Raw genomic sequence first — 23,560 nt, forward strand, 5'->3', positions numbered from 1 at the left:
CCCTCTTGGGGGGAGATTGGCTGTCACGCCGGCTTTCGCCAATCGCCAGCGTGGGAGAACGGGCGGCGCCAAAGAAGCTGCTGATCTCCCCCCTTGAGGGGGAGATGTCCGGTCCACCCTCCGCAGCTGCAGCGCAGCTGCTGCGGAGGACGGGCAGGACAGAGGGGGGCGCGACAGAACGCGGCCTACGGCTGTATTCATGACGCAATACCCGGCAGCGCCACAGCACCAGCCGCCCTCACGGTCGCGCCACTGCGCACCATGGCGATCGCCTTTTCCATGTCGGGGTGGAAGTGGCGGTCGTTGTCGAGATGCGGCACCTCGTCCCGGACCAGCTTGCGCACGGCTTCCAGCGCATCGCTCGAGGCCAGCGGAGCATGGAAATCGCAACCTTGCGCCGCGGCCAGCAACTCGATGCCGATCACAGCCGTCGCATTCTCGACCATGCCGATCAGGCGGCGGGCGCCATGCGCGGCCATCGAAACGTGGTCTTCCTGGTTGGCCGAGGTCGGAATGGAATCGACGCTCGCCGGATAGGCCTTCTGCTTGTTTTCCGAAACGAGCGCGGCCGCCGTCACCTGCGGGATCATGAAGCCGGAGTTCAGGCCGGGCTTCGGCGTCAGGAAGGCCGGCATGCCGGACAGCGCAGGGTCGACCAGCATGGCGATGCGGCGTTCCGACAGCGAGCCGATTTCGCAGACCGCAAGCGCGATCATGTCGGCGGCGAAGGCCACCGGCTCGGCGTGGAAATTGCCGCCGGAAAGCGAGGTGTCGTCCTCGGCGAAGATCAGCGGATTGTCGGTGACGCCATTGGCTTCGGTGCCGAGCGTCTCGGCGGCCTGGCGCAGCACGGTAAGCGCGGCGCCCATGACCTGCGGCTGGCAGCGCAGGCAGTAAGGATCCTGCACCCGCTCGTCGCCGACACGGTGCGATTCCCTGATAGCGCTGCCGGCCATCAAATTGCGCAGCGCGTCCGCCGTCTCGATCTGGCCGGGATGCTTTCGCAGCACATGGATGCGCGGATCGAAGGGCGCGTCGGAGCCCCTTGCCGCATCGGTCGAGAGCGCGCCGGCAACCAGCGCCGACTGGTAGAGCACTTCGGCCTCGAACAGGGCGGCGAGCGCGTAGGCGGTCGAGAACTGCGTGCCGTTGAGCAGCGCCAGGCCTTCCTTGGCGCCCAATGTCACCGGCTCCAGTCCGTGCGAGACGAAGGCGACCTTGGCCGGAAAGCGGCCATGCGGGGTGAAGCATTCGCCGACGCCGATCATTACCGCCGTCATGTGCGATAGCGGCGCGAGATCGCCGGAGGCGCCGACCGAGCCTTGCGCCGGCACCACCGGGATGACGTCGTTGGCGAGCATTGCCTCAAGCAACTCGATGGTCTCGGAGCGGACGCCAGAGGCGCCCTGCGCCAGGCTGGCAAGTTTCAGCGCCATCATCAGCCGGGCCACGGCAACCGGCATCGGCTCGCCAACGCCAGCGGCGTGCGACAGCACGATGTTGCGCTGCAAGGTCTCGAGATCACTGGCCGGGATGCGGACGCTGGCCAGTTTGCCGAAGCCGGTGTTGATACCATAGACGGGCTCACCCTTGGCAACGATCCTGGCGACGGCCTCGGCGCTCGCCTTGATCTTTGGACGGCAGGCATCGTCGAGTTTTGGCACGGCGCCACGATAGATGGCGCGCCAGTCGGCTAGCGTCGCACTGCCGGGCTTCAGGGTCAGTTCGGTCATTGTCCTCTCCAGATGCGGGCATGGAGCGGGTTGAAGCCCATGCGGTAGACGAGTTCGGCGGGGCGCTCGATGTCCCAGATCGCCAGGTCGGCGGATTTTCCGGCTTCCAACGTGCCGGCCTTGCCGAGAAGACCAAGCGCTCGCGCGGCCTCGCGGGTGACGCCGGCAAGGCACTCATCGACGGTCAAGCCAAAGAGCGTCGCCGCCATATTCATGGTGAGCAACAGCGAGGTGAGCGGCGAGGTGCCGGGATTGCTGTCCGTCGCCACCGCCATCTTCACGCCATGGCGGCGGAACAAGTCGACAGGCGGCTTCTTCGTTTCGCGGATGAAGTAATAGGCGCCGGGCAGGATGGTCGCCACCGTGCCGGCTTTCGCCATCGCGGCAGCGCCGTCCTCATCCGTGTATTCGAGATGATCGGCCGACAACGCGCCGTAGCGCGCGGCAAGTTCGGCGCCGTGCAGGTTGGACAGTTGGTCGGCGTGAAGCTTGACCGGCAGCCCCAAGGCCTTGGCGGCATCGAAAACGCGCGCCATCTGCTCTGGCGAGAACGCTATGCCTTCGCAAAAACCGTCGACCGCATCCGCCAGTCCTTCGGCGGCAATCGCCGGAACAATCTGCCTGGCGACCAGATCGATAAAAGCGTCCTTGTCCCCCTTTGCTTCGGGCGGCAGGGCGTGCGCAGCCAGACAAGTCGCACGGATCGTCACCGCCCGTTCTCCGCCCAGCCGGCGGGCGGCGCGCAGCGACTTCTTTTCATTGTCGAGATCGAGGCCATAGCCCGATTTGACTTCGACCGACGTGACCCCCTCGGCCATCAGCGCATCGAGGCGCGGCAGCGTCTGGGCAACGAGCTCATCCTCGCTGGCGGCGCGCAGCGACTTGACAGAGGACACAATACCGCCGCCGGCCCGGGCGACTTCCTCATAGGTCGCGCCGGCCAGCCGCATCTCGAATTCGTTGGCGCGGTTGCCGGCGTAGACAAGATGCGTGTGACAGTCGATCAGGCCCGGCGTGATCCAGCGGCCTTCGCAATCGACGGTCTCGGCGCCCTGCAAAAATGCCGCCGGCATCTCCGATTCCGGGCCGGCATAGACAATGCGGCCATCGCGCTCGGCAATCGCGCCATGTTCGACGACACCAAGTCCGGCGGAACTTTCGGCCATGGTCGCCAGGCGCGCATTGCGCCACAGACGAAGATCCCCTGCCCGGCTTTTGCTCTCTGCGGCCATCATCTTTTCCGTTTCAATCGGCGGCGATTATGTATATACATATCGAAACGCACTGCAAGTGCTATCATCGCATGCTGGATAGGGAAGCGGAGAGAAAAAAGTGACAGCGATCCTTGCGGAACGGGCACTCCTTCCCGATGGCTGGCACAACAATGTGCGGATCATTTTCGCCGATGGACGCATTACAGCCGTCGAGCCCGGAGCCGTTGCATCGACCGGCGACGAGCGTCATTCCATTGTGCTGCCCGGCATGCCCAATTTGCACAGCCACGCCTTCCAGCGCGGCATGGCGGGGCTTGCCGAGCTCCGCGGCCCCTCCGCAGACAGTTTCTGGAGCTGGCGCGAGGTGATGTACCGCTTCGCGCTGTCGATGACGCCCGACCAGGTCGAGGCAGTTGCAGCGCAGCTCTATGTCGAAATGCTGGAGGCCGGCTTCTCACGCGTCGGCGAATTCCACTATCTCCATCATGACCGCGATGGAAAACCCTACGCTAATCTTGCCGAGATGGCGGAGCGGATTGCCGCCGCGGCCGGCGAAACCGGCATCGGCCTGACGTTGCTGCCGGTGTTTTACGCGCATTCGTCTTTTGGCGGCGCAGCTCCAAACGAGGGCCAGCGGCGATTCATCAACGATGTGAATCAGTTCTCCCGGCTTGTTGAGAAAAGCCGCGAATCGGTTCGCGCATTGAATCAAGCTGTCGTCGGCGTCGCACCGCACAGCCTGCGCGCCGCGACGCCCGAAGAACTCACGGCCATCGCGGCACTGGCGCCCGATGGGCCGATCCACATTCATGTCGCCGAGCAGGTGAAGGAAGTCGAAGACTGCCTCGCCTGGTCGGGCGCCCGGCCAGTCGAATTCTTGCTCGCCAACGCTGAGGTCGACCAGCGCTGGTGCCTGATCCACGCCACCCACATGACCGAGGCGGAAACCATCGGCATGGCCAGGAGCGGCGCCATTGCCGGCCTGTGCCCCATCACCGAGGCCAATCTCGGCGACGGCACCTTTGCCGCGCCGTTGTTCCGGGAACATGGCGGCCGCTTCGGCATCGGCTCCGATTCCAACGTGCTGATCGGCCTGTCCGACGAATTGCGCCAGCTCGAATATTCGCAGCGCCTCGCCCACCGCGCCCGCAATGTGCTGGCGGTGGCAGGCGGTTCGACCGGGCGCGCGCTGTTCGACGCGGCACTCGACGGCGGCAGCGTCGCGCTTGGCGCCGGCGCCTCCGAGGTCGCCACTGGCGCCGCCGCCGATCTCGTCTCGCTCGATGCCGATAACCCCTCGCTGGCCGGCAAGACGGGCGACGCGATCCTCGATGCCTGGATCTTCGCCAATGGCAGCAAGGTCGATTGCGTCTGGGTGCATGGGCAGAAGCAAGTCAGTGGCGGCAAGCATGCCAAGCGCGAGGCCATCGCCGCGCGGTTTCGTAGCGTCATGACAGCACTTTCAGCATGAACGCGGTCGCAATAGCGGATGCGGACATCGGCGGCGGCTCACTCCACCAGCGCATCCTGTCCGACATCAGCGAGAAGATCCTGTCCGGTACGTGGGCGCCCGGCCATCGCATCCCGTTCGAGCATGAACTGACCGACCAATATGGCTGTTCACGCATGACGGTGAACAAGGCACTGTCGCAGCTGGCCAAGGCCGGGCTGATCGAACGGCGGCGGCGCTCCGGCAGTTTCGTCCGCCAGCCGCAGTCGCAGGCGGCGGTGCTGGAAATCCACGACATCAGGATCGAAGTCGAAGCGCTCGGCCTGCCCTATCGCTACGAGCGCGTGGCGCGGCACAAACGGCGCAGCAGCGCCGAGGATCGCGGCCTGCTGGAGCTCGACGCCGCCGGATCGGTGCTGGCGCTGGAATGCCGGCATTTCGCCGGCAAGCGGCCATTCGCGCACGAGCAGCGGCTGATCAATCTCGCCGCCGTGCCTGGGGCGGCCGACGAGGAATTTCTCGATGTCGCGCCTAGCCCGTGGCTGATCGGCCGCGTGCCGTGGAGCGAGGCCGAGCACCGCATCCGCGCGGTTGCCGCCGACAGGCAGATCGCGGCGGCACTCGACATCGCCGCCGGCGCACCCTGCCTGGTGGTCGAACGACGGACATGGAGCGCCGAACACCCGGTCACCCATGTCCGCTTCACCTACGCGGCCGAGAGCCACACGCTGGTGGCAAGATTCAGGCCGCAGGGGTAGCTGATCTCCCCCCTCGTGGGGGAGATGTCCGGCAGGACAGAGGGGGCGCCGTAGAGCGCGACCCTCGATGTTGCCTGGCATGAGCTTACTCAAAAACCGGGAAGGCCGGCGGGACAGCGCCCCCCTCTGCCTTGCCAGGCATCTCCCCCACGAGGGGGGAGATCGGCAGTTTCAATGCCTCACATCGCCGCCGTGATGATGATCTCGACCAGATATTCCGGGCTGGCGAGCTTGGCTTCGCCGGTGGCGCGGGCAGGCGTGTGGCCCTTCGGCACCCACTTGTCCCATTCCGCATTCATCTCGGCGAAGGTGCCCATGTCGTCCAGCCAGATGATTGCTTGCAGGATCTTGGTCTTGTCGGTGCCGGCCTTGGCCAGCAACTCGTCGATGGTCGCCAGGATATCCCGGGTCTGCGAGGCAACGTTGCCGCCCGGCTCGCCGACCTGGCCGGCCAGGTAGACGGTGTTGCCATGGATGACGATCTGGGTCATGCGCGGGCCTACATCGATGCGACGAATGCTCATGGGATGTTTTCCTTCCTTTTGTCGGTCGCGCCTCTTTAGAATCGCGACTTGCTTCGGGCAAGGCCGCCGGACCCAAATCCCCTTGGACCAGCCAGGGACAGGATTCACGGCAAGTTGTGCCGCCGGCCGCAATTCCGCCCGATTGGCTTGTTGACTAATGTAATAACATCACATATCCAACCGGTCTCTGCATGCAGCCGGATTTGGCCTGCCCACGGAACGATATGACCCAGACCTGCCTGACATTCCGTGACCTGACACTGGGCTACAACAGCCATCCCGCGATCCATCATCTCGACGGCACGATCCGCAAGGGCTCGCTGACGGCCGTGGTCGGCGCCAATGGTTCGGGCAAGTCGACGCTGATGAAGGGCATTGTCGGGGTTCTGAAGCCGATGGCCGGCAGCGTGATCCGGGCGCCCGGCGTGCGCGCCGCCTACCTGCCGCAGCAGTCGGAGCTTGATCGCTCCTTCCCGGCGCGCGTCGTCGATCTGGTCTCGCTCGGCCTGTGGCCGAAGCGCGGCATGCTCGGCCGCTACACCAAGGAAGACCGCGACTCCGTCGGCCAGGCGCTGATGGCGGTCGGTCTTGGCGGATTCGAGAAGCGCCCGATCGACACGCTGTCGGGCGGACAGTTGCAGCGCACGCTGTTTGCCCGCGTGCTGCTGCAGGACGCCGATCTGATCCTCCTCGACGAGCCGTTCAACGCCGTCGATGCCAAGACGGTCGGCGACCTGATCGCGCTGATCAAGCGTTGGCATGGCGAGGAACGCACCATCATGGTCGTCGTCCATGACCTCGACCTGGTGCGCCAGAATTTCCCCGAAACGCTGCTTTTGGCCCGCCAGCCCATCGCCTGGGGCGAAACCAGGGAAACGTTGAAGCCGGAAAATCTTCTGCGCGCACGCCGTTTCCACGAGGCCTGGGAGGAAAACGCCCCCTGGTGCGAGCCGGACGAGCACGCCCATGGGCACGATCACGACCATCATGGCCACGATCACGATCATGATCATCACCACGGCGCCGGACCGAGGGCTGCCTGATGGACATGGTCTATGGTCTCTTGATCGCGCCCTTCGCCGATTTCGCCTTCATGCAGCGGGCGCTGGTCGGCTCGCTGATGCTATCGCTCGGCGCCTGCCCGGTCGGCGTCTTCCTGATGCTGCGGCGCATGAGCCTGTCCGGCGATGCCATGGCGCATGCCATCCTGCCGGGTGCGGCCGCGGGCTTCCTGTTTTATGGGCTGGAAATCCTGCCGATGACGATTGGCGGCCTGATTGCCGGCGTCATCGTCGCGCTCGGCGCCGGTGCGGTCTCGCGCTTCACCATCCAGCGCGAGGACGCCTCGATGGCGGCCTTCTATTTGATTTCGCTCGCCATCGGCGTGCTGATGGTGTCGATCCGCGGCTCCAGCGTCGATCTCATGCATGTGTTGTTCGGCACCGTGCTGGCGCTCAACAACGAGGCGCTGACACTGATCGGCGGCATTGTCGCGGTAACGCTGATCAGCCTTGCCATTTTCTGGCGGGCTTTGGTCGCCGAATGCCTCGATCCGCTGTTCCTGCGCTCGGTCAGCCGCATGGGCAGCCCGGTGCATTTCATCTTCCTCGGCCTCGTCGTGCTCAATCTGGTCGGCGGCTTCCAGGCGCTCGGTACGCTTCTGTCGGTCGGGCTGATGATGCTGCCGGCCGCTGCCGCCCGCTTCTGGACCGTGCGCGTCGAGCCGATGTGCGTGCTGGCCGTGCTGATCGGCTTTGCCTCCTGCATCGCAGGGCTGCTGTTGTCCTATCACGCCTCGCTGCCATCCGGCCCGGCCATCATCCTGTCGTCCGGCGTCGTCTATTTCGCCTCGATCCTGTTCGGCACGCGCGGCATCCTGCGCGCCCGCATCATCCACCACCGTCACAGAACGGCCTGATCCCCGCCCCCCAAAGGAGACTTGACCATGCTGAAATCACTCCGTGCCGCCCTGGCGATGAGCGTTATAACATTAACCGCCTTTGGCGCCTCATCGGCCCTCGCGGCACCGCTGAAAGTGGTCGCCAGCTTCACGGTCATCGCCGATTTCGCCAAAAATGTCGGCGGCGACCGCATCGACGTCACCACCATCGTCGGGCCGGATGGGGACGCCCATGTCTACGAGCCGAGCCCGACCGATGCTGTGGCCATGGCCAAGGCCGATATCGTGCTGGTCAACGGCCTGCATTTCGAAGGTTTCCTGCAGCGGCTGGTCGATGCCAGCGCCACCAAGGCCTCGATCATCACCTTGACCAAGGGGGTGACGCCGATCGACTTCAAGCCTGAATTCGCCGACGCGGACGCCGCCGAAGGCGCCGGCACCGGCGGCGGCAAGACGGTCACCGATCCGCACGCCTTCCAGTCGATCGCCAACGCCAGGATCTATGTGAAGAATATCGCCGAGGCCTTCTGCGCGGCCGACAGCGATGGTTGCGTCTCCTACCAGACCAATGCCGCGACCTACACCAAGAAGCTCGATGCGTTGGAAGGCGAAGTGAAGACAGCGATCCAGTCGATCCCGGAGGCGAAGCGCGTCGTCATCACCTCGCACGATGCGTTCGGCTATTTCGAGCACGCATACGGCCTGACCTTCCTCGCCCCGCAGGGCATCTCGACCGATTCCGAACCCTCAGCGGCCGACGTCGCCAAGCTGGTCACGCAGGTGAAGCAGGACAAGGCGGCCGCGATCTTCGTCGAGAACATCACCAATCCGCGCCTGATCGAGCAGATCGCCGATGAAACCGGCATCAAGGTGGGCGGCACGCTCTATTCGGACGCGCTGTCGCAGCCCGACGGCCCGGCCTCGACCTATATCGACATGATGCACAACAACATCCGCCAGATCAAAGGCGCGATCCTCGGCAGCTGAGGCGAACAGCGCTATCCAATCGGGCCGTATTGGCCCGGTTGGATTTTTCCGCGCACAATGTCTATTTGGCAGAGAATTCTCTCGATGCGGATTGCCGCGCATGCAGGGCGGTGGCAAGACTGCCTCTAATCAGATTGCGAGGATGCTGCCATGGAATACCGCGAGATCAGTGAAGACTATTCGGTTTCGGGCCAGATCCAGCCCGAAGACGCCGCCGCCATCAAGGAAGCCGGCTTCAAGAGCGTGATCTGCAACCGCCCCGATGACGAGCAGCCCGGCCAGCCTTCGGCCGACACGGTAAAGGCGGCGGTGGAAGCCGCCGGTCTTGCCTTCCGCTATATTCCCGTCATCAGCGGCCAGATCACCGCCGAGAATGTCGAGGATCAGGCCGAGGCGCTGGACGAATTGGAAGGCCCGGTGTTCGCCTATTGCCGCTCCGGTGCGCGCTGCACCAATCTTTATGGGCTGATCCAGCAGTCGAAGGGTTGAACGGTCTCATCATCGCAGATGAAGGAACGCCAAATTCCAGCGATGGTGATCCTTCACACCCCCCTCTGTCCTGCCGGACATCTCCCCCGCAAGGGGGGAGATTGGCAGCATTGGGCTCAGCACCATTCTGCAGCGTTGGCAATTTGCGAAAGCGAAAGTGACATCCGATCTCCCCCCTTGCGGGGGAGATGGCCGGCAGGCCAGAGGGGGGTGCTGTCCCTCCGACGTATCAAGTGAAATTCGCTCAGACTAAATCGGCAGTGCGCCAGTTTCCTTCAGCGTCTCCAGCACGATCGCCGTCTTCACGTGCTGCACGGATTCGTGCGGCAGGAGTACGCCGTTGACGAATTCGGACAGCGACTTCAGGTCGGGCGTCACCACTTTCAGGATGTAATCCATCTCGCCGGTCAGCGCGTGCGCCTCCTGCACTTCCGGGAGCCGTGCCAGCAGTTCGCCGAAGCGCCGTGCATTGTCGCGGTTGTGGGTGGCCAAGGTCACCGAAATGACGTTGACCAGCGAGAAGCCGAGCTTGTCGCGGTCGAGCACGGCCCGATAGCCCTTGATATAGCCGTCTTCCTCCAGCCGCTGGCGACGGCGCGAGCATTGCGACGCCGACAGGTTCACACGCTCCGAGAGATCGTTGTTGGTGAGCCGCGCATCGCCCTGCAATAGCGCCATTATCTTGCGGTCAAATTGGTCAATGCGCGCCTCATCCATGATATTTCCCCACAACATGCACACTTCACGCATGAGATGATCATTTCAAGCGTTTGAATGCAAGCACCATGCACCGGCTCCGCGCTATGATGGCGGCGGATGGCTTTTTCAGGCCAAGCAGCTTCCGGAGGAATATCATGGGTCCCTTCCCGCACGACGCCCCGCCCGCCACGATCAGCAGGGACAACCCCGCCGGTACCGATGGTTTCGAGTTCGTCGAATTCGCGCATCCGGAGCCGCAGAAGCTGGCCGAGCTGTTCACCCGCATGGGCTATGTGGCGGTGGCCAAGCACCGCACGAAGGACATCACCGTCTGGCGCCAGGGCGACATCAACTATGTCGTCAATGCCGAGCCAGGTTCGCACGCGATGAAGTTCGTCGACAAGCATGGTCCCTGCGCGGCCTCGATGGCCTGGCGGGTGGTGGATGCCAAGCACGCTTTCGATCACGCCGTTGCCAAAGGCGCCACGCCGTACGAAGGCGACGACAAGGCGCTCGATGTGCCGGCGATCGTCGGCATCGGCGGTTCGCTGCTCTATTTCATCGATACCTATGGCAAGAAGGGTTCGGCCTATGACGCCGAGTTCGAGTGGCTCGGCGCGCGCGATCCGCGGCCGCAAGGCGTCGGCTTCTATTACCTCGACCACCTGACCCACAATGTCTATCGCGGCCAGATGGACAAATGGTGGGATTTCTACCGCAATCTGTTCGGCTTCAAGCAGATCCACTTCTTCGACATCGACGGCAAGATCACCGGCCTGGTCAGCCGCGCCATCACCTCGCCCTGCGGCAAGATCCGCATTCCGCTCAACGAATCCAAGGACGAGACCAGCCAGATCGCCGAGTACCTGAAGAAGTACAATGGCGAAGGCATCCAGCACATCGCCGTCGGCACCGACGAGATCTACGCCGCCACCGACAAGCTCGCCGACAACGGGCTGAAATTCATGCCCGGCCCGCCCGAGACTTACTACGATATGTCGTACGACCGAGTGAACGGCCATGACGAGCCGATCGAGCGGATGAAGAAGCACGGCATCCTGATCGACGGCGAAGGCGTGGTCGACGGCGGCATGACCAAGATTCTCTTGCAGATCTTCTCGAAGACCGTGATCGGCCCGATCTTCTTCGAGTTCATCCAGAGGAAGGGCGACGAAGGCTTTGGCGAAGGCAATTTCCGCGCGCTGTTCGAATCGATCGAGCAGGACCAGATCAAGCGCGGCGTGATCAAGGTTCAGGCGGCGGAGTAGAGCGACGCGACACCGGAGTTCTTGCGGCTCAATCGATTATGACCTAAATTATGGTCATAGGAGTCTGACGATGAATGTTCCGATGGCGAAAGCGAAGGCCCAGCTCTCCGAGTTGGTGAAGCGTGCCCAGGCTGGCGAAGAAATCCATCTGACCCGGCATGGGGAAATTGTCGCTACCTTGAGCGCTCCCGCCCGGCCCGGCGGCAGCCAGCGCTTGCTTGGAGCCTTGAAAGGCAAAGTCTGGATATCGGATGATTTTGACGAACTCGGTCCCGAATGGGACGAGTATATTAAATGAGCGGCAAATATCTGGTCGATACCCATATTCTGCTTTGGGTGCTCAACGCGGATTCACGTCTTTCGGACCATCATCGCGACATCTTTCTCGCAGGCAGGGAAGTGATCATCAGCGCCGTCTCGGTAGCGGAGATCGCGATCAAGAAATCGATCGGCAAAGTCACGCTCCCAGGCGACGTCGTGGACATTCTGCGATCAAACGGGATTCCGATCCTCGGCATAAACGAACTGCACGCGGCGAGACTTGAGCATCTGCCGCTTCATCACCGCGATCCCTTCGATCGTCTGCTCGTTGCACAGGCTCAAATTGAAGGCCTGACCTTGGTCACCGCGGACCGGCAATTTTCAAGCTACGACGTCGCGTTGGTCTGATCATCCAGGCCCAGTCGCTCAACCTCCGTTTTCCTCAGCTTCAAATCGTAATCGAGCAGGAATTCGTCGAGCTGCGGCGGCGCAACCGAGGTGCCGGACAGCATCGCGTGCACCTGGCCGCGATGATGGATGTCGTGCAGGAAGACATGAGCGAGGATGTCGCCGATGCGCTCGGGGATCATGCCGTCCTCGCGTCGGTCAGTGATGACGCGGCGGTCGAGATCGGCCTCCGAAAGGGCATCGCAGAAAGCGATCAGCCGCCGGTCGGCCACAAGCTGGGCGGCAAACAGCGCCCTGGGCTCGTCGAAGGGCACGTAGTCATCATGGGCAGCCGCTCCGACACCGCCTTCTTCGAGAAAATCGAGATAGAGATAATCGACCGCAAGGATATGGTTGAGCGTCGCCTTGATCGAGGGAAAGAAGCTGGTGCGCTCGGCTTCGAATTCGCCGGGCTCGAGCGCGAGCACGGCTCGGTAGAGCCGGTCGTTCGACCAGAGATTGTTGCCGGCCATGCGGCGCAGATGGTCAAGAAGATTCATGGCTGAAATCTCCCGTAGGCCCTCATCGCTCGTATTTCTCTACCTTCTGCTCGATCGCGCCGAAGATCGAATGGCCGGCTCTGTCCTTCATCTCGATACGTACCGTGTCGCCGAAGCGCAGGAATGGCGTCTTGGGTTCGCCCGACGCAATGGTCTCGATCATGCGCAGTTCGGCGATGCAGGAATAGCCGGCACCGCCCGCCGAGACAGGCTTGCCTGCTCCGCCGTCGAGCTTGTTGGAGACGGTGCCGGAGCCGATGATGGTGCCGGCCACCAGCGGCCGTGTCCTGGCGGCATGGGCGATCAGCGTCGGAAAATCGAAGGTCATGTCGACACCGGCATTGGCGCGGCCGAACGGTTTGCCGTTGAGATCGGCGAGTAGCGGCAGGCTCACCTTGCCGCCGTCCCAGGCGTCACCCAGCTCATCCGGGGTGACCGTGACCGGCGAAAAGGCCGAAGACGGTTTCGACTGGAAGAAGCCGAAACCCTTGGCCAGTTCCGGCCCGGTCAGTGCGCGCAGCGTCACATCGTTGACCAGCATGACCAACCGGATCGCGGCGCGCGCTTCGTCGAGGCTGGCGCCCATCGGCACGTCGTCGATGATGACGGCGACCTCCGCCTCCATGTCGATGCCGAAGGCTTCGTCGGCCATGCGGATCGGATCGCGCGGCGCGATGAAAGAGTCCGAGCCGCCCTGGTAGATCAGGGGATCGGTCCAGAAGCTTGCCGGCATTTCGACGCCGCGCGCCTTCCGCACCAGTTCGACATGGTTCACATAGGCGGAGCCATCGGCCCATTGATAGGCGCGCGGCAGCGGCGAATGCGCATCATGCTCGTGAAAGCGCGCCGAGGGCATCGCATTGTTCTCCAGCGATTCCGCGATGGTCGAGAGATGCGGTGAGATCCTGCGCCAATCGTCGAGTGCCGCTTGCAGCGTACGCGCCAGGAACGAGGCGTCGGTGTACTGCGTCAGGTCGCGCGAGACGACGACGAGTTTTCCGTCACGCGTCTCGTCCTTCAATGTGGCAAGCTTCATGCGGTTCCCTCTCCTGATGCGGCTTTGGCGCCGCTTTGGTTGTTTATTTTGCGCATGATCTTTTCCGAAAACCGGTTCCCACTTTTCGCTGACGCGGTCCTTCGGTTCGGGATCATGCTAATTCCACAACAAGGCCGTCGCGGGCGATCGTCAAGTCGCCGGCCCATGTTTTCCTGACAGCGGCGACCCAGTCGGCATCGCCGATTTCGGCATCATCGGCCGGGATGAGATGGTTGAGCACCAGCCGCTTCACGCCGGCATCGCTGGCGATGCGCCCGGCCTCCTCGGCAAAGCTGTGGCTGGCGAGGAGATGTTCCCTGAGCCGCGCGCCGTTGCCGGTTCGGGCGACCAGCCGCTCGATCCCCTCTTCCAGCATGGCTTCGTGGACGAGGATGTCGGCCCCTTCGGCGAAATCGGCAAGCGGCGGAAAGAAGGCCGTGTCGGCGGAAAAAACCACGCTTTTGCCGCCATGCTCGAAGCGCAGGGCAAAGCAGTCGGTCACCGGCGGATGGTCGACGCGTAGCGCCGTCACCTTCAGGCCGCTTTGCCTAAGCACCTGGCCCTCGCCGAATTCATTGATCGAAACCAGATCGCGAATGTCGGGCCGGCCTTCGTCGGCGATGCGGATTTCGATGTCGAATTCCATCGCCTGGCAGAAGCGATGCCAATAGTGGCCGGTGCCGGGCGGGCCGAACACGCTGACCGGGCTCGCCAGCCCCGCTGTCCAGGCGGTGTGGATCAGCGGCCCCAGCTCCAGCACATGGTCGGAATGCAGGTGCGTGATGAAGACAAGGTCGAGTGCCTTCAGGCTGATGCCGGCATCGACCAGACCGCGCGTGACGCCAAGCCCGCAATCGACGACGATGGTCCGTCCGCCGATCTCAAGCAGCGACGAACTCGGCCACGGTCCGCCCGGCCGAAGCGCCGGGCCGCCTTTCGAGCCCAGCAGCACCAACCGATCCGGCATTGGCTTGCCGCTCAAGACCAGTCACCCTCCGGCGTGCCGTTGAAGCGCTTCTTCAGGTCGGCCCAGCAGTCGATGTAATTGTCCTGCCGTGTTTCCAGTTCGGCGCCGTAGCGGGTCAGCATCTGCGGAAAGCGGGTCTCGAACATGAACGCCATGGTGTTGTCGAGCTTGACCGGTTTGAGCTCAGCGCGCGAGGCCTTTTCGAAGCCAGGCGCATCCGGGCCATGGGCCAGCATCAGGTTGTGCAAGCTGATGCCGCCGGGGACAAAGCCTTCTTCCTTGGCATCGTACTGGCCGTGGATCAGCCCCATGAACTCGCTCATGATGTTGCGGTGATACCAGGGCGGGCGAAACGTATCTTCCGCAACCAGCCAGCGCGGCGGGAAGATGACGAAATCGATGTTGGCGGTGCCCTCCTCGCCGCTTGGCGCGGTGAGCACGGTGAAGATCGACGGATCCGGATGATCGAACAGGAGGGCGCCGACGGGCGAAAAGGTTGCCAGATCATATTTGTAGGGCGCGTAATTGCCATGCCAGGCGACAACATCGAGCGGCGAATGGCCGATCTCGGTAACGTGGAAATTGCCGCACCATTTGACGATCAGCCGGCAAGGCGTTTCCTTCTCCTCGAACCAGGCGCAAGGCGTCTTGAAATCGCGCGGGTTGGCGAGGCAATTGGCGCCGATCGGGCCGCGATCGGGCAAGGTCAGCTTGGCGCCGTAATTCTCGCAGACATAGCCGCGCACTTCCTTGTCGACGAGTTCGACCTTGAAGACGAGGCCGCGCGGCAGCACAGCGATCTCGCCCGGCCGAAGTTCGATGACCCCCATCTCGGTGACGAAGCGCAGGGCGCCGACCTGCGGCACGACCATCAACTCGCCGTCGGCGTTGAAGAAATGGTCGTCGACCATCGATGTGTTGGCGACATAGACATGGGCCGCCATGCCGGTCTGTCCGAGCACGTCACCGGCGGTGGTAATAGTGCGCATGCCCTGGACAAAGTCGGTCGGCTCCTTCGGCATCGGCACCGGATTCCAGCGATACTGGCCGAGCGCCAGTTCATGGTCGCCGACGTTGGGCGCGCTCTTCCACAAGGGATAGCTCGACGCCTTGAAGCGGCCGGTGTGCTTGACGCTCGGCCTGATGCGATAGAGCCAGGAGCGCTCATTGGTTCCGCGTGGCGCGGTGAAGGGCGAGCCGGAAAGCTGCTCGGCGTAAAGGCCGTAGGCCGGCCGCTGGGGTGAGTTGCGGCCTTGCGGCAGCGAACCTGGCAAGGTTTCGGTCTCAAAATCATTGCCGAAGCCCGGCATGTAGGAAAAGGCCATCGCTTCCTCCCGGAATGGATCTCAATTGACCAAACTGGTTTCATTTGTAACCATCGAAAATGTAACTATCAACCCATCACATCGGGATGTGAGGCCATGGAAATCCTGGAACTCGAAAGCTTCCTGCCCTATCGGCTCTATCGCCTCGCCGATGCCGTGAGCCGCGAATTCTCGGGGATATACAAGGACAGCCATGGACTGACGCGGCCGGAGTGGCGCACGCTATCCGGATTGGGGCAGCGCGGCACGATGACTGCGACAGAGCTCGGCGAACAATCGGCGATGCACAAGACCAAGGTGTCGCGCGCCGTCGCCGAACTCGAACGGCGGCGCTGGCTGACGCGCACGCCTGATGGGAATGACCGCCGTGTCGAACATCTGACGCTGACCAGAGCGGGGCTGGCCGCCTATCGTGAGATGGTGCCCTTGGCGAAGGCGTTCGAGCGGGAGTTGCTGGCGAGGCTGAGCGCCAGCGAACGCACGGCGATTGTCAGTGGGGTGGCGGCGCTGGAGAGAGCGTTGGAGGGAAAGTAGCGTTGATACGCTGGCGGGACAGCACCCCCCTCTGGCCTGCCGGACATCTCCCCCGCAAGGGGGAGATCGAACGTCATCCCGGCTTTCGCCAATCACCAACGGGAGAGAAATGAGCGCAGCGTCGAAACTGCCAATCTCCCTCCTTGCGGGGGAGATGGCCGGCAGGCCAGAGGGGGGTGCTGTCCCGCTAACGTCTCCGGCACAGTGCCTTCACAGCAGCCTCACCAGTCCATCACCACCTTGCCGGAACTGCCGCTGCGCATTGCATCGAACCCAGCCTGAAAATCGTCGATACCGATGCGGTGGGTGATCAGGCCGGAGACGTCGAGCGGGCCCTGGACCAGGGCGATCATCTTGTACCAGGTCTCGAACATCTCGCGGCCGTAGATGCCCTTGAGATGCAGCATCTTGAAGATGACCTTATTCCAGTCGATCTCGAAGCCGGTCGGCGCGATGCCCAGGATGGCGATCTTGCCGCCATTGTTCATGGTGTCGATCATGTCGCGGAAGGCGGGCGCGGCGCCCGACATTTCGAGGCCGACGTCAAAACCCTCGGTCATGCCGAGCGCCGGCATGACATCACGCAGCTTTTCCTTCGACGCATCGACGACATGCTGGACACCGAGCTTCTTGGCCAGCGCCAGCCGCACCGGATTGATGTCGGTGATCACCACCTTGCGCGCGCCGACGCATTGGGCGACGAGCGCGCCCATGATGCCGATCGGCCCGGCGCCGGTGACCAGCACATCTTCCCCGACGAGGTCGAAAGACAGAGCGGTGTGCACCGCATTGCCCAGGGGATCGAAGATCGCGGCGACCTCATCGGGCACATCGTCGGGGATCGGCACCACATTGTGTTGCGGGATCGCCAGATACTCGCCGAAGGCACCGGGACGGTTGACGCCTACGCCGAGCGTGTTGCGGCACAGATGGCCCCTGCCCGCACGGCAGTTTCGGCAATGGCCGCAGACGATGTGGCCTTCGCCCGACACGCGCTGGCCAACCTTGTATTCGGTGACCGCGGCGCCGAAATCGGCGACGGTGCCGACGAATTCATGGCCGGTCACCATCGGCACGGGCACCGTCTTCTGCGCCCACTGGTCCCAATTGTAGATGTGGACATCGGTGCCGCAGATCGCGGTTTTCCTGATCTTGATAAGCACGTCGTTGGGGCCGATCTCCGGTACCGGCACCTCTTCCATCCAGATGCCCGGCTCGGCCTTGGCCTTTACCAGCGCCTTCATCATGTTCGACATTCTTTTGTCCCTTGAATCTCTTGATCCGGAATCGCTTTTCGGCGCCGATCGCTCAGGAAATCACACCCAATTCCCTGCCGACCACGCCAAACGCCTCCACTGCACGGTCGATATCGGCAGTGGAGTGCGCCGCCGACATCTGGGTGCGGATGCGCGCCTGGCCTTTCGGCACCACCGGGAAGGAAAAGCCGATGACATAGATGCCGCGTTTCAGCATGCGCGCCGCCATCTCCTGCGCCAGGCTCGCATCGCCCAGCATCACCGGAATGATCGGATGGTCGGCTCCGGCCAAGGTGAAGCCAAGCTTGCCCATCTCAGACCTGAACCGCGCCGCATTGGCATAGAGGCGCTGGCGCAAGGCGTCGCCATTGCGGATCAGGTCGAACACCCTGATCGAAGCACCGGCGATCGCCGGCATCAGCGTGTTGGAGAAGAGATAGGGGCGCGAGCGCTGGCGCAGCCAGTCGACCACCTGGCTTTTGCCCGAGGTGTAGCCGCCCGACGCGCCGCCAAGCGCCTTGCCCAGCGTCCCGGTGATGATGTCGACCCTGCCCTCGACACCGCAATGTTCGGGCGAACCACGGCCATTGTGGCCGACGAAGCCGACGGCATGGCTGTCGTCGACCATGACCATGGCGTCGTACTTGTCGGCGAGATCGCAGACACCCCTCAGATTGGCGATGATGCCGTCCATCGAAAACACGCCGTCGGTAGCGATCAGTCGGAAACGGCAATCCTTCGCTTCTTTCAGCCGCGCTTCGAGATCGGCCATGTCGTTGTTGGCGTAGCGGAAGCGTTTGGCCTTCGACAGCCTGACCCCGTCGATGATCGAGGCATGATTCAGCGCATCCGAGATGATCGCGTCTTCCTCACCCAGCAGCGTCTCGAACAGGCCGCCATTGGCGTCGAAGCACGAGCCGTAGAGGATGGTGTCCTCCAGGCCGAGGAAGGATGAAATCGTCGCCTCGAGCTGCTTGTGCTCTTCCTGCGTGCCGCAGATAAAGCGCACCGAGGCCATGCCGTAGCCATAACGGTCGAGCGCCTGGCTGGCAGCGTCGCGCAGTTCGGCGCTGTCGGCAAGGCCGAGATAGTTGTTGGCGCAAAAGTTAAGCACTTTCTCGCCGCCGACCTCGATCTGCGCCGACTGCATCGAGGAAATCACCCGCTCCGACTTGTAGAGACCGGCCGATTTGAGCCCTGCAAGCTCGTTGTCGATATGGGAGAGAAATGCTGCGGTCATGATCAGGCCCTGTTTGACGTGGGTCGACTGTTGTCCCGCCCGCGCAAAAAATCCATCGCAAAAGCGACCGGGCCCGTGGTGGGCGGCATCAAATGAAACGCCGTGGGCATCGCCCGAGCGTGCCCCAGGAGGATCACACGGGTTGGCAAACGTTCAAATGCGGGTTGGCGGCGAAAGGAGCCGATAACCATTCCGCGATCTTTCCGCGTTTCCCCCCGATCTTTCCGCGTTTCCCCCTTGCAGGCCGGCTGTCGATTTCCAGTCCTGTTAACGTTTGCGGTTCAATGATGCTCATACAGGAATCCGTTGGCGAGAGGGCCGCCCCCGAAAATGTCGCAGCAGCCGGTGCAAACCGTTTCAGGCAAGCTCATACTGCTGATCAAGGCCGGCTATTGGCTGGCGCTGTTGATCATCGCCGCCATGGTGGCAGCCTCTTTCGTCCTGCTGCAGCAGACGATGGCCACGCAGCAGCACAACCATACATTGCTCGATATCGTCGGCACGCAAAAAACCTTGTCGCAGCGCATCGTCTTCCTTGCCAGTGCAACGGGTGCCGCGTCGCTCGACAAGCAGCCGGCGCTGGTCAGCGCGCTCAAGCAGGCAACGACGGAGTTCGAGACCAACTACGATCTGCTGCTCGAGCAGACGGGGGCAAATCCGGAATCACCGGCCAAGCTCGATTCGAAGTCGATCGAGAGCGTACTCTTCGCCAAACCCTTCCATCTCGACTATTTCTCGGTTGGGCTGATCGCCAATGGCGACCGCCTGATCTCGGCCCTGGAATCGCAACTCAACAATCTCGACAATGGCGGCTACAAAGGCAGTGCCGAACGCGTCAACCTCGACATGTCGGTCGCCAACGCCACCTTGTCGGGCTATGCCGCGCTCGGCCAGCGTATCAGCGCCGAGGCCGACGAGCGCTCCGAAAAGCTGCTCTCCCTCCACCGCACGCTGTTCTACGCCACCCTCGGCGTCATCCTGCTGGTGGCGTTGTTCATCTTCAGGCCGATGTCCAACGCGATCCTGCGCAAGACGCGTGAACTGGTCGACGCGCGCAATTCGATGGCCTTCATCGCGGTTCATGACGGCCTGACCGGTCTGCACAACCGAACCTTCCTGACCGACCATTTCGAGACGCTGATCAAGGGCGCGCATCGGCGGCGCGAGCGCCTTGCCGTGGTCCAGCTCGATCTCGACCGTTTCAAGCAGATCAACGATACGCTTGGCCATGCCGCCGGCGACTATGTCCTGGTCATCACGGCACAGCGCATGCGTGATTCCTGCCGGGCGTCGGATCTGTGCGCGCGGCTCGGTGGCGACGAATTCGTGATGATCCTCAACGGCGCCGGCAGCACCGAAGACATCAACATGCTGGCACGGCGCATCCTGGCGCACATCAACGAGCCGATCATTTTCCAGGGCACGACCATTCTTCCCGGCGCCAGCGCTGGCATTGCCGTCTATCCGATAGACGCCGACAACGCGCAGGATCTTTTGGTTCACGCCGATCTGGCGCTCTATTCGGCCAAAAAGATGGGAGGCGGCAACTTCTCGTTCTTCTCGGAGGAGCTGCGCCGCGAACTCGACTATCGCAAGCAACTCGAACACGACATCAAGGTCGCCATCTCCGAAAAGGCGTTCCAGGTCTATTTCCAGCCGCAGGTTTCGCTGACCACCGGCACGATCAGCGGCATCGAAGCCCTGGTGCGCTGGAACCATGCCGAACGCGGCATGATCTCGCCCGGCGAATTCATTCCGGTTGCGGAGAAATGCGGCTCCATGCCGGAGATCGGCCGCATCGTGATCAGCAAGGCGATCAACGAAGCCGCCGAATGGAACCGCGCCGGGATCGCCTTCGGGCGCCTTGCCGTCAACGTTTCGGGCACCGAGTTGCGCGAGCATGATTTCGACGCGTTCCTGTTCGGGACGCTGGAAAAGGCCGGACTGCCGCCGCAGAAACTGTCGCTGGAAATCGTCGAATCCGTCATTCTGGACGATGAGAAGACAGGTATCGCGGCAAAGCTGCGTCACATCAGGGCGGCCGGCATCCATCTGGAACTCGATGATTTCGGCACCGGCTATGCTTCGCTGAGCCACGTCAATCCGAACGAGATCGACCGGCTCAAGATCGATCGCCGCTTCGTCCAGAACATCCACGAGAACGGCGACAACTCCAAGATCGTGCGCGCCATCACCGAGCTTGCCCGCGGCCTCGGCATCTCGATCGTCGCCGAAGGCGCCGAAACCGAAGCCGAACTCGACTCGCTGATGGCGATCGGTTGCGACCAGGTGCAAGGCTATTCCATCGCCTTCCCGATGCCGCAGGACAAGGCGCTCGAGTGGCTGACCGCCCGCATGCCGAAGAAGGCAAAGCTGACGGTGCTGCAAGGCAGCCTAGCGTAGGCACCCGCGCGGTCCGCCTTGACACCGGCCATGGACATGGCGGCCTGTCGCAACCCAAACGGATGCCGCGACTTATGACACTTTTCCGGTTTGTCCTCGCGGCCGTGTTGATGTCCACGTTGCCGGCTCATGGGGCGGATCGCACCATCTATCTCACCTTCGACGACGGTCCGCTCAGCGGCACCGGCAACATCCTCGACGTGTTGCAGGCGAGCCAGGTTCCGGCAACGTTGTTCATGGTCGGCATGCACGCCGAGGCCAGTGCGTCCAACAAGATGCTGGTGCGGCGCGCCAAGACGATGCCACTGGTGACGATCGGCAACCACAGCTACAGCCACGCCTACAATCACTACCGGCACTTCTATGGCGATACGGAAGGCGTCGTCGCCGACATGCTCAAGGCGAACGCCGTGCTCGGCCTGAAGCCCGCGGTGCATGCGCGCCTGCCGGGGCGCGATGTGTTCCGGCTGCCCTCGATGTCAAAGGACGACAACTCGCTCGGGCCCGCACAAGCCGGCCGCGAGGATCCCGACTACGAGTTCGTCGCGGCTTCCGGCTTCTATCTCTATGGCTGGGACCACGAATGGGTGCACAAGGACAGCGGTGAGCCGGTACAGAGCGTCGACCATCTGGTCAGCGAGATCGATCATCTGTTCGGCTATGGTCATTTCGCCAGACCCGGCAAGCTGATCCTGTTGATGCATGACGAGATGTTCCAAGACCGCTTCGATGGCAAGACGAAGCTGACCAACCTGATCGCCGCGCTGAAGCTGCGCCACTATGCCTTTGGAACGATCCCGACCTATGACGACTGAGTGGATAAGATAGGCAAATTCTTCAGCGGATTGAGCATCGGCACCCCAAGTGGCGCGAAATGACGCTCGTTGTCAGTCAAGATCGTCAAACCATGGACCTCGGCAGTGGCAGCAATCGCTATGTCTTCAAATCCGGGCCGGTGTGCCCTCGCGCGATCCAGGATCAGTCCTGCGGCATGTGCGGCACGCAAATCGAAGGGGAGCACTCTTTCTCCATAAAGGTGCTGGACCGCTTGCCACCAACCACGCAATGATTTTGCCTTTGTTGTCGCACCCTCACGTTCGGCCTTGGCTATTCCGGCAGCAACCTCGGATGCGGTGACAACGGACAGGAACAGATGGTCACTCGCCTGATCAAGCCATGTAGCCAAGGCTTGCCGAGCGGCTCTCTTCGAGGGAGCCATTGCCGAGATGATATTGGTGTCCAGCAGAAACATCGACTGCGTTACAACTCGACCTTGCGAGCCCGTTTGCGGGGCCGAGGCGCAATATCGTCAAGGTCACCGGGAAAGGCCGCCAACAATTGTCCAAAACTTGGCACGCGCGAGAGCCTTTCGTAGTCTTCAAAAGACAGAATGACAGCCTGCTTGCGTCCGTGACGGGTGATGACGGCGGGTGTTCCGGCGATGGCTTGATCGACCACCGCGGAAAGTGTTGCCTTGGCATCCTTCAACTGAATCTCGCGCATGGCTTACCCCAAAGTGACTAGAGTAGTCATATAGCAAGGCGACTCGGATAAAACAAGGCTGTCGACCGACCTAGCCCTCCACATTGTCTCGCAACACCGCCAGCACCTGCGCGAACTCCGCCAGCCGCTCGTCGGACAATCCCACCCGCAGCCGCTTGTCGAAAACAAGCGCGGCCTTACGTAGTGTTTCGAACATCGCTTCTCCCGCCTCAGTCAGTTCGACCAGATGGACCCGGCGGTTGACGGGATCGCGGCGGCGCGTCAGCAGGCCCTGCGCCTCCATGGCGTTGAGATGGTGGGTCAGCGTCGCGCCCTGGATGCCTATCATGCCGGCAAGTTCGCGTTGATTGGCAAGCTTGCTCGACTTGACCGACAGCAGCGTGAGCCAGACCGGCAAGGTGCCGCCCGCTTCGACCAAGGCAGCGTCGAAGGCTTGGGCGACAAGCTTGGCGGTGCGGCCGAGATTCATGCCGACTGGCGGGCGTTCAAAGGGCGTCATTGCCGGACACTAGACGGTGTTTTCCAAGGATGGAACTGGCTCATTTTATACATTGACATCGAACAGTTCGATATCTAATCATTACCTTTAGCAAGTGAGAGAGGAGAGATGGCATGCAATATGTCTACATCGTCGTCATCGGTCTTCACGTCATGGCAGGCGTATTCTGGGCGGGCACGACCATCGCGGTCGGCCGTGACCCGGACATCCGCGCGGAACGGTTTTTCCGGCCGCAAATGGGCGCTGCCGGCCTGGTTTTCCTGACCGGCATACTGCTCTGGTATTTCTTCCATGAGGGCGCTTTCGGCTCGATGGAGAAGGTGCTGGCACTGGGGATCGTGACGGCCCTGATTGCCGCCGGCGTGCAGGGCGCGCTGGTAGGCTCTGCCAGCAGGCAGCTTGCCGGCGCTGACGCGGCAACGGAAAGCCGGTTGCGCACGAAGATGACAAGAGGCGAGCGCATCGCCGGAGGCCTGCTGGCGCTGACCGTGCTGTGCATGGCCACCGCCAGAATGTTCTGAGCGCCGCCACGCCGCAACCCTCACAGCATCGTGCGTTGTCTGGCAA

Annotated in this window: 26 protein-coding genes; 13 read left to right on the forward strand and 13 right to left on the reverse strand. The window is 62.7% G+C overall.

Going from position 1 to position 23,560, the window contains the following annotated elements; genetic code table 11:
• Positions 1–197: 197 nt before the first annotated feature.
• Complete coding sequence (hutH, locus tag FJ978_RS07905; RefSeq protein WP_140571511.1) at positions 198–1,733, reverse strand: histidine ammonia-lyase; 1,536 nt, start codon at positions 1,731–1,733, stop codon at positions 198–200.
• Positions 1,730–2,965: an imidazolonepropionase gene (gene hutI / locus FJ978_RS07910; RefSeq protein WP_140571513.1), complete on the reverse strand. Its 1,236-nt coding sequence runs from the start codon at positions 2,963–2,965 to the stop codon at positions 1,730–1,732. The genes hutH and hutI overlap by 4 nt, the downstream gene beginning before the upstream one ends.
• A 100-nt stretch (positions 2,966–3,065) precedes the next feature.
• On the opposite strand from hutI, the gene FJ978_RS07915 reads away from it, so the two are divergent.
• Positions 3,066–4,418, forward strand: coding sequence for a formimidoylglutamate deiminase (locus FJ978_RS07915; protein WP_140571515.1), 1,353 nt, complete (start codon positions 3,066–3,068; stop codon positions 4,416–4,418).
• Complete coding sequence (hutC, locus tag FJ978_RS07920) at positions 4,415–5,155, forward strand: histidine utilization repressor (protein WP_140571517.1); 741 nt, start codon at positions 4,415–4,417, stop codon at positions 5,153–5,155. Before FJ978_RS07915 ends, hutC begins: the two co-directional genes overlap by 4 nt.
• Positions 5,156–5,334: 179 nt before the next feature.
• On the opposite strand, the gene FJ978_RS07925 is transcribed toward hutC, so the two are convergent.
• Entirely contained in the window at positions 5,335–5,679 is a 345-nt protein-coding gene (locus tag FJ978_RS07925) for a RidA family protein (protein WP_140571519.1), read from the reverse strand.
• A 224-nt stretch (positions 5,680–5,903) separates the two neighbouring features.
• Between FJ978_RS07925 and aztA the strand changes: the two genes are divergently transcribed.
• The 4 genes from aztA (at position 5,904) to FJ978_RS07945 (ending at position 9,055) form a co-directional block, all read left to right on the forward strand.
• Positions 5,904–6,722 carry a zinc ABC transporter ATP-binding protein AztA gene (gene aztA, locus FJ978_RS07930; RefSeq protein ID WP_140571521.1) on the forward strand — a complete coding sequence of 273 codons (819 nt, stop codon included), beginning with the start codon at positions 5,904–5,906 and terminating at the stop codon, positions 6,720–6,722.
• A complete protein-coding gene (aztB, locus tag FJ978_RS07935; protein ID WP_140571523.1) occupies positions 6,722–7,597 on the forward strand; it encodes a zinc ABC transporter permease AztB in 876 nt (291 codons plus the stop codon). Before aztA ends, aztB begins: the two co-directional genes overlap by 1 nt.
• 27 nt (positions 7,598–7,624) lie before the next feature.
• On the forward strand, positions 7,625–8,566 hold the full coding sequence (gene aztC / locus FJ978_RS07940) for a zinc ABC transporter substrate-binding protein AztC (RefSeq protein ID WP_140571525.1): 942 nt from the start codon (positions 7,625–7,627) through the stop codon (positions 8,564–8,566).
• 150 nt (positions 8,567–8,716) lie between these two features.
• The gene (locus FJ978_RS07945; RefSeq protein ID WP_013896075.1) at positions 8,717–9,055 is read left to right on the forward strand and encodes a TIGR01244 family sulfur transferase; all 339 of its coding nucleotides are present in this window, start codon (positions 8,717–8,719) and stop codon (positions 9,053–9,055) included.
• Between the two features lie 249 nt (positions 9,056–9,304).
• On the opposite strand, the gene FJ978_RS07955 is transcribed toward FJ978_RS07945, so the two are convergent.
• Complete coding sequence (locus FJ978_RS07955) at positions 9,305–9,772, reverse strand: Lrp/AsnC family transcriptional regulator (RefSeq protein ID WP_023780518.1); 468 nt, start codon at positions 9,770–9,772, stop codon at positions 9,305–9,307.
• Positions 9,773–9,909: 137 nt separating this feature from the next.
• Between FJ978_RS07955 and hppD the strand changes: the two genes are divergently transcribed.
• The 3 genes from hppD (at position 9,910) to FJ978_RS07970 (ending at position 11,691) form a co-directional block, all read left to right on the forward strand.
• Positions 9,910–11,022, forward strand: coding sequence for a 4-hydroxyphenylpyruvate dioxygenase (gene hppD / locus FJ978_RS07960; protein ID WP_140571527.1), 1,113 nt, complete (start codon positions 9,910–9,912; stop codon positions 11,020–11,022).
• A 70-nt stretch (positions 11,023–11,092) separates the two neighbouring features.
• Positions 11,093–11,320 carry a type II toxin-antitoxin system prevent-host-death family antitoxin gene (locus FJ978_RS07965; protein WP_013896078.1) on the forward strand — a complete coding sequence of 76 codons (228 nt, stop codon included), beginning with the start codon at positions 11,093–11,095 and terminating at the stop codon, positions 11,318–11,320.
• Entirely contained in the window at positions 11,317–11,691 is a 375-nt protein-coding gene (locus FJ978_RS07970) for a type II toxin-antitoxin system VapC family toxin (RefSeq protein ID WP_140571529.1), read from the forward strand. The genes FJ978_RS07965 and FJ978_RS07970 overlap by 4 nt, the downstream gene beginning before the upstream one ends.
• On the opposite strand, the gene FJ978_RS07975 is transcribed toward FJ978_RS07970, so the two are convergent.
• The 4 genes from FJ978_RS07975 to hmgA form a co-directional block, all read right to left on the reverse strand.
• On the reverse strand, positions 11,670–12,230 hold the full coding sequence (locus FJ978_RS07975) for a DinB family protein (RefSeq protein ID WP_140571531.1): 561 nt from the start codon (positions 12,228–12,230) through the stop codon (positions 11,670–11,672). The two genes, FJ978_RS07970 and FJ978_RS07975, sit on opposite strands and share 22 nt — an antisense overlap.
• A gap of 22 nt (positions 12,231–12,252) precedes the next feature.
• Positions 12,253–13,266 (reverse strand): fumarylacetoacetate hydrolase family protein, encoded by a 1,014-nt coding sequence (locus tag FJ978_RS07980; protein ID WP_140571533.1) that lies wholly within the window; start codon positions 13,264–13,266, stop codon positions 12,253–12,255.
• A 112-nt stretch (positions 13,267–13,378) separates the two neighbouring features.
• Positions 13,379–14,233: an MBL fold metallo-hydrolase gene (locus FJ978_RS07985; RefSeq protein ID WP_181176722.1), complete on the reverse strand. Its 855-nt coding sequence runs from the start codon at positions 14,231–14,233 to the stop codon at positions 13,379–13,381.
• An 11-nt stretch (positions 14,234–14,244) separates the two neighbouring features.
• Complete coding sequence (gene hmgA / locus FJ978_RS07990) at positions 14,245–15,558, reverse strand: homogentisate 1,2-dioxygenase (protein WP_140571537.1); 1,314 nt, start codon at positions 15,556–15,558, stop codon at positions 14,245–14,247.
• Between the two features lie 96 nt (positions 15,559–15,654).
• Here hmgA and FJ978_RS07995 point away from each other — a divergent pair, with 96 nt between their 5' ends.
• Positions 15,655–16,092, forward strand: a complete 438-nt coding sequence (locus FJ978_RS07995) for a MarR family transcriptional regulator (protein WP_140571539.1) — start codon at positions 15,655–15,657, stop codon at positions 16,090–16,092.
• A 221-nt stretch (positions 16,093–16,313) separates the two neighbouring features.
• On the opposite strand, the gene tdh is transcribed toward FJ978_RS07995, so the two are convergent.
• Together tdh and FJ978_RS08010 are read right to left on the reverse strand one after the other, a co-directional pair.
• Complete coding sequence (gene tdh / locus FJ978_RS08005; protein WP_013896085.1) at positions 16,314–17,348, reverse strand: L-threonine 3-dehydrogenase; 1,035 nt, start codon at positions 17,346–17,348, stop codon at positions 16,314–16,316.
• Between the two features lie 52 nt (positions 17,349–17,400).
• Complete coding sequence (locus FJ978_RS08010; RefSeq protein ID WP_140571541.1) at positions 17,401–18,588, reverse strand: glycine C-acetyltransferase; 1,188 nt, start codon at positions 18,586–18,588, stop codon at positions 17,401–17,403.
• A 330-nt stretch (positions 18,589–18,918) separates the two neighbouring features.
• Here FJ978_RS08010 and FJ978_RS08015 point away from each other — a divergent pair, with 330 nt between their 5' ends.
• Positions 18,919–20,991 carry an EAL domain-containing protein gene (locus FJ978_RS08015; protein WP_140571543.1) on the forward strand — a complete coding sequence of 691 codons (2,073 nt, stop codon included), beginning with the start codon at positions 18,919–18,921 and terminating at the stop codon, positions 20,989–20,991.
• 110 nt (positions 20,992–21,101) lie between these two features.
• Positions 21,102–21,806, forward strand: a complete 705-nt coding sequence (locus FJ978_RS08020) for a polysaccharide deacetylase family protein (RefSeq protein ID WP_224731227.1) — start codon at positions 21,102–21,104, stop codon at positions 21,804–21,806.
• Here the strand turns inward: FJ978_RS08020 and FJ978_RS08025 are convergent.
• The 3 genes from FJ978_RS08025 to FJ978_RS08035 all read right to left on the reverse strand — a co-directional run bounded on the left by FJ978_RS08025 (position 21,794) and on the right by FJ978_RS08035 (position 22,993).
• A complete protein-coding gene (locus tag FJ978_RS08025; protein WP_140571547.1) occupies positions 21,794–22,243 on the reverse strand; it encodes a type II toxin-antitoxin system VapC family toxin in 450 nt (149 codons plus the stop codon). The genes FJ978_RS08020 and FJ978_RS08025 overlap by 13 nt on opposite strands.
• An 8-nt stretch (positions 22,244–22,251) precedes the next feature.
• A complete protein-coding gene (locus tag FJ978_RS08030; protein WP_140571549.1) occupies positions 22,252–22,494 on the reverse strand; it encodes a type II toxin-antitoxin system Phd/YefM family antitoxin in 243 nt (80 codons plus the stop codon).
• A 70-nt stretch (positions 22,495–22,564) separates the two neighbouring features.
• The gene (locus FJ978_RS08035) at positions 22,565–22,993 is read right to left on the reverse strand and encodes a MarR family winged helix-turn-helix transcriptional regulator (RefSeq protein WP_013896092.1); all 429 of its coding nucleotides are present in this window, start codon (positions 22,991–22,993) and stop codon (positions 22,565–22,567) included.
• 113 nt (positions 22,994–23,106) lie between these two features.
• On the opposite strand from FJ978_RS08035, the gene FJ978_RS08040 reads away from it, so the two are divergent.
• The gene (locus FJ978_RS08040) at positions 23,107–23,514 is read left to right on the forward strand and encodes a hypothetical protein (RefSeq protein WP_140571551.1); all 408 of its coding nucleotides are present in this window, start codon (positions 23,107–23,109) and stop codon (positions 23,512–23,514) included.
• Positions 23,515–23,560: the final 46 nt, after the last annotated feature.

Origin of the sequence: Mesorhizobium sp. B1-1-7 (assembly GCF_006442705.1) — a bacterium.
In the GTDB taxonomy this organism is placed as follows: domain Bacteria; phylum Pseudomonadota; class Alphaproteobacteria; order Rhizobiales; family Rhizobiaceae; genus Mesorhizobium; species Mesorhizobium opportunistum.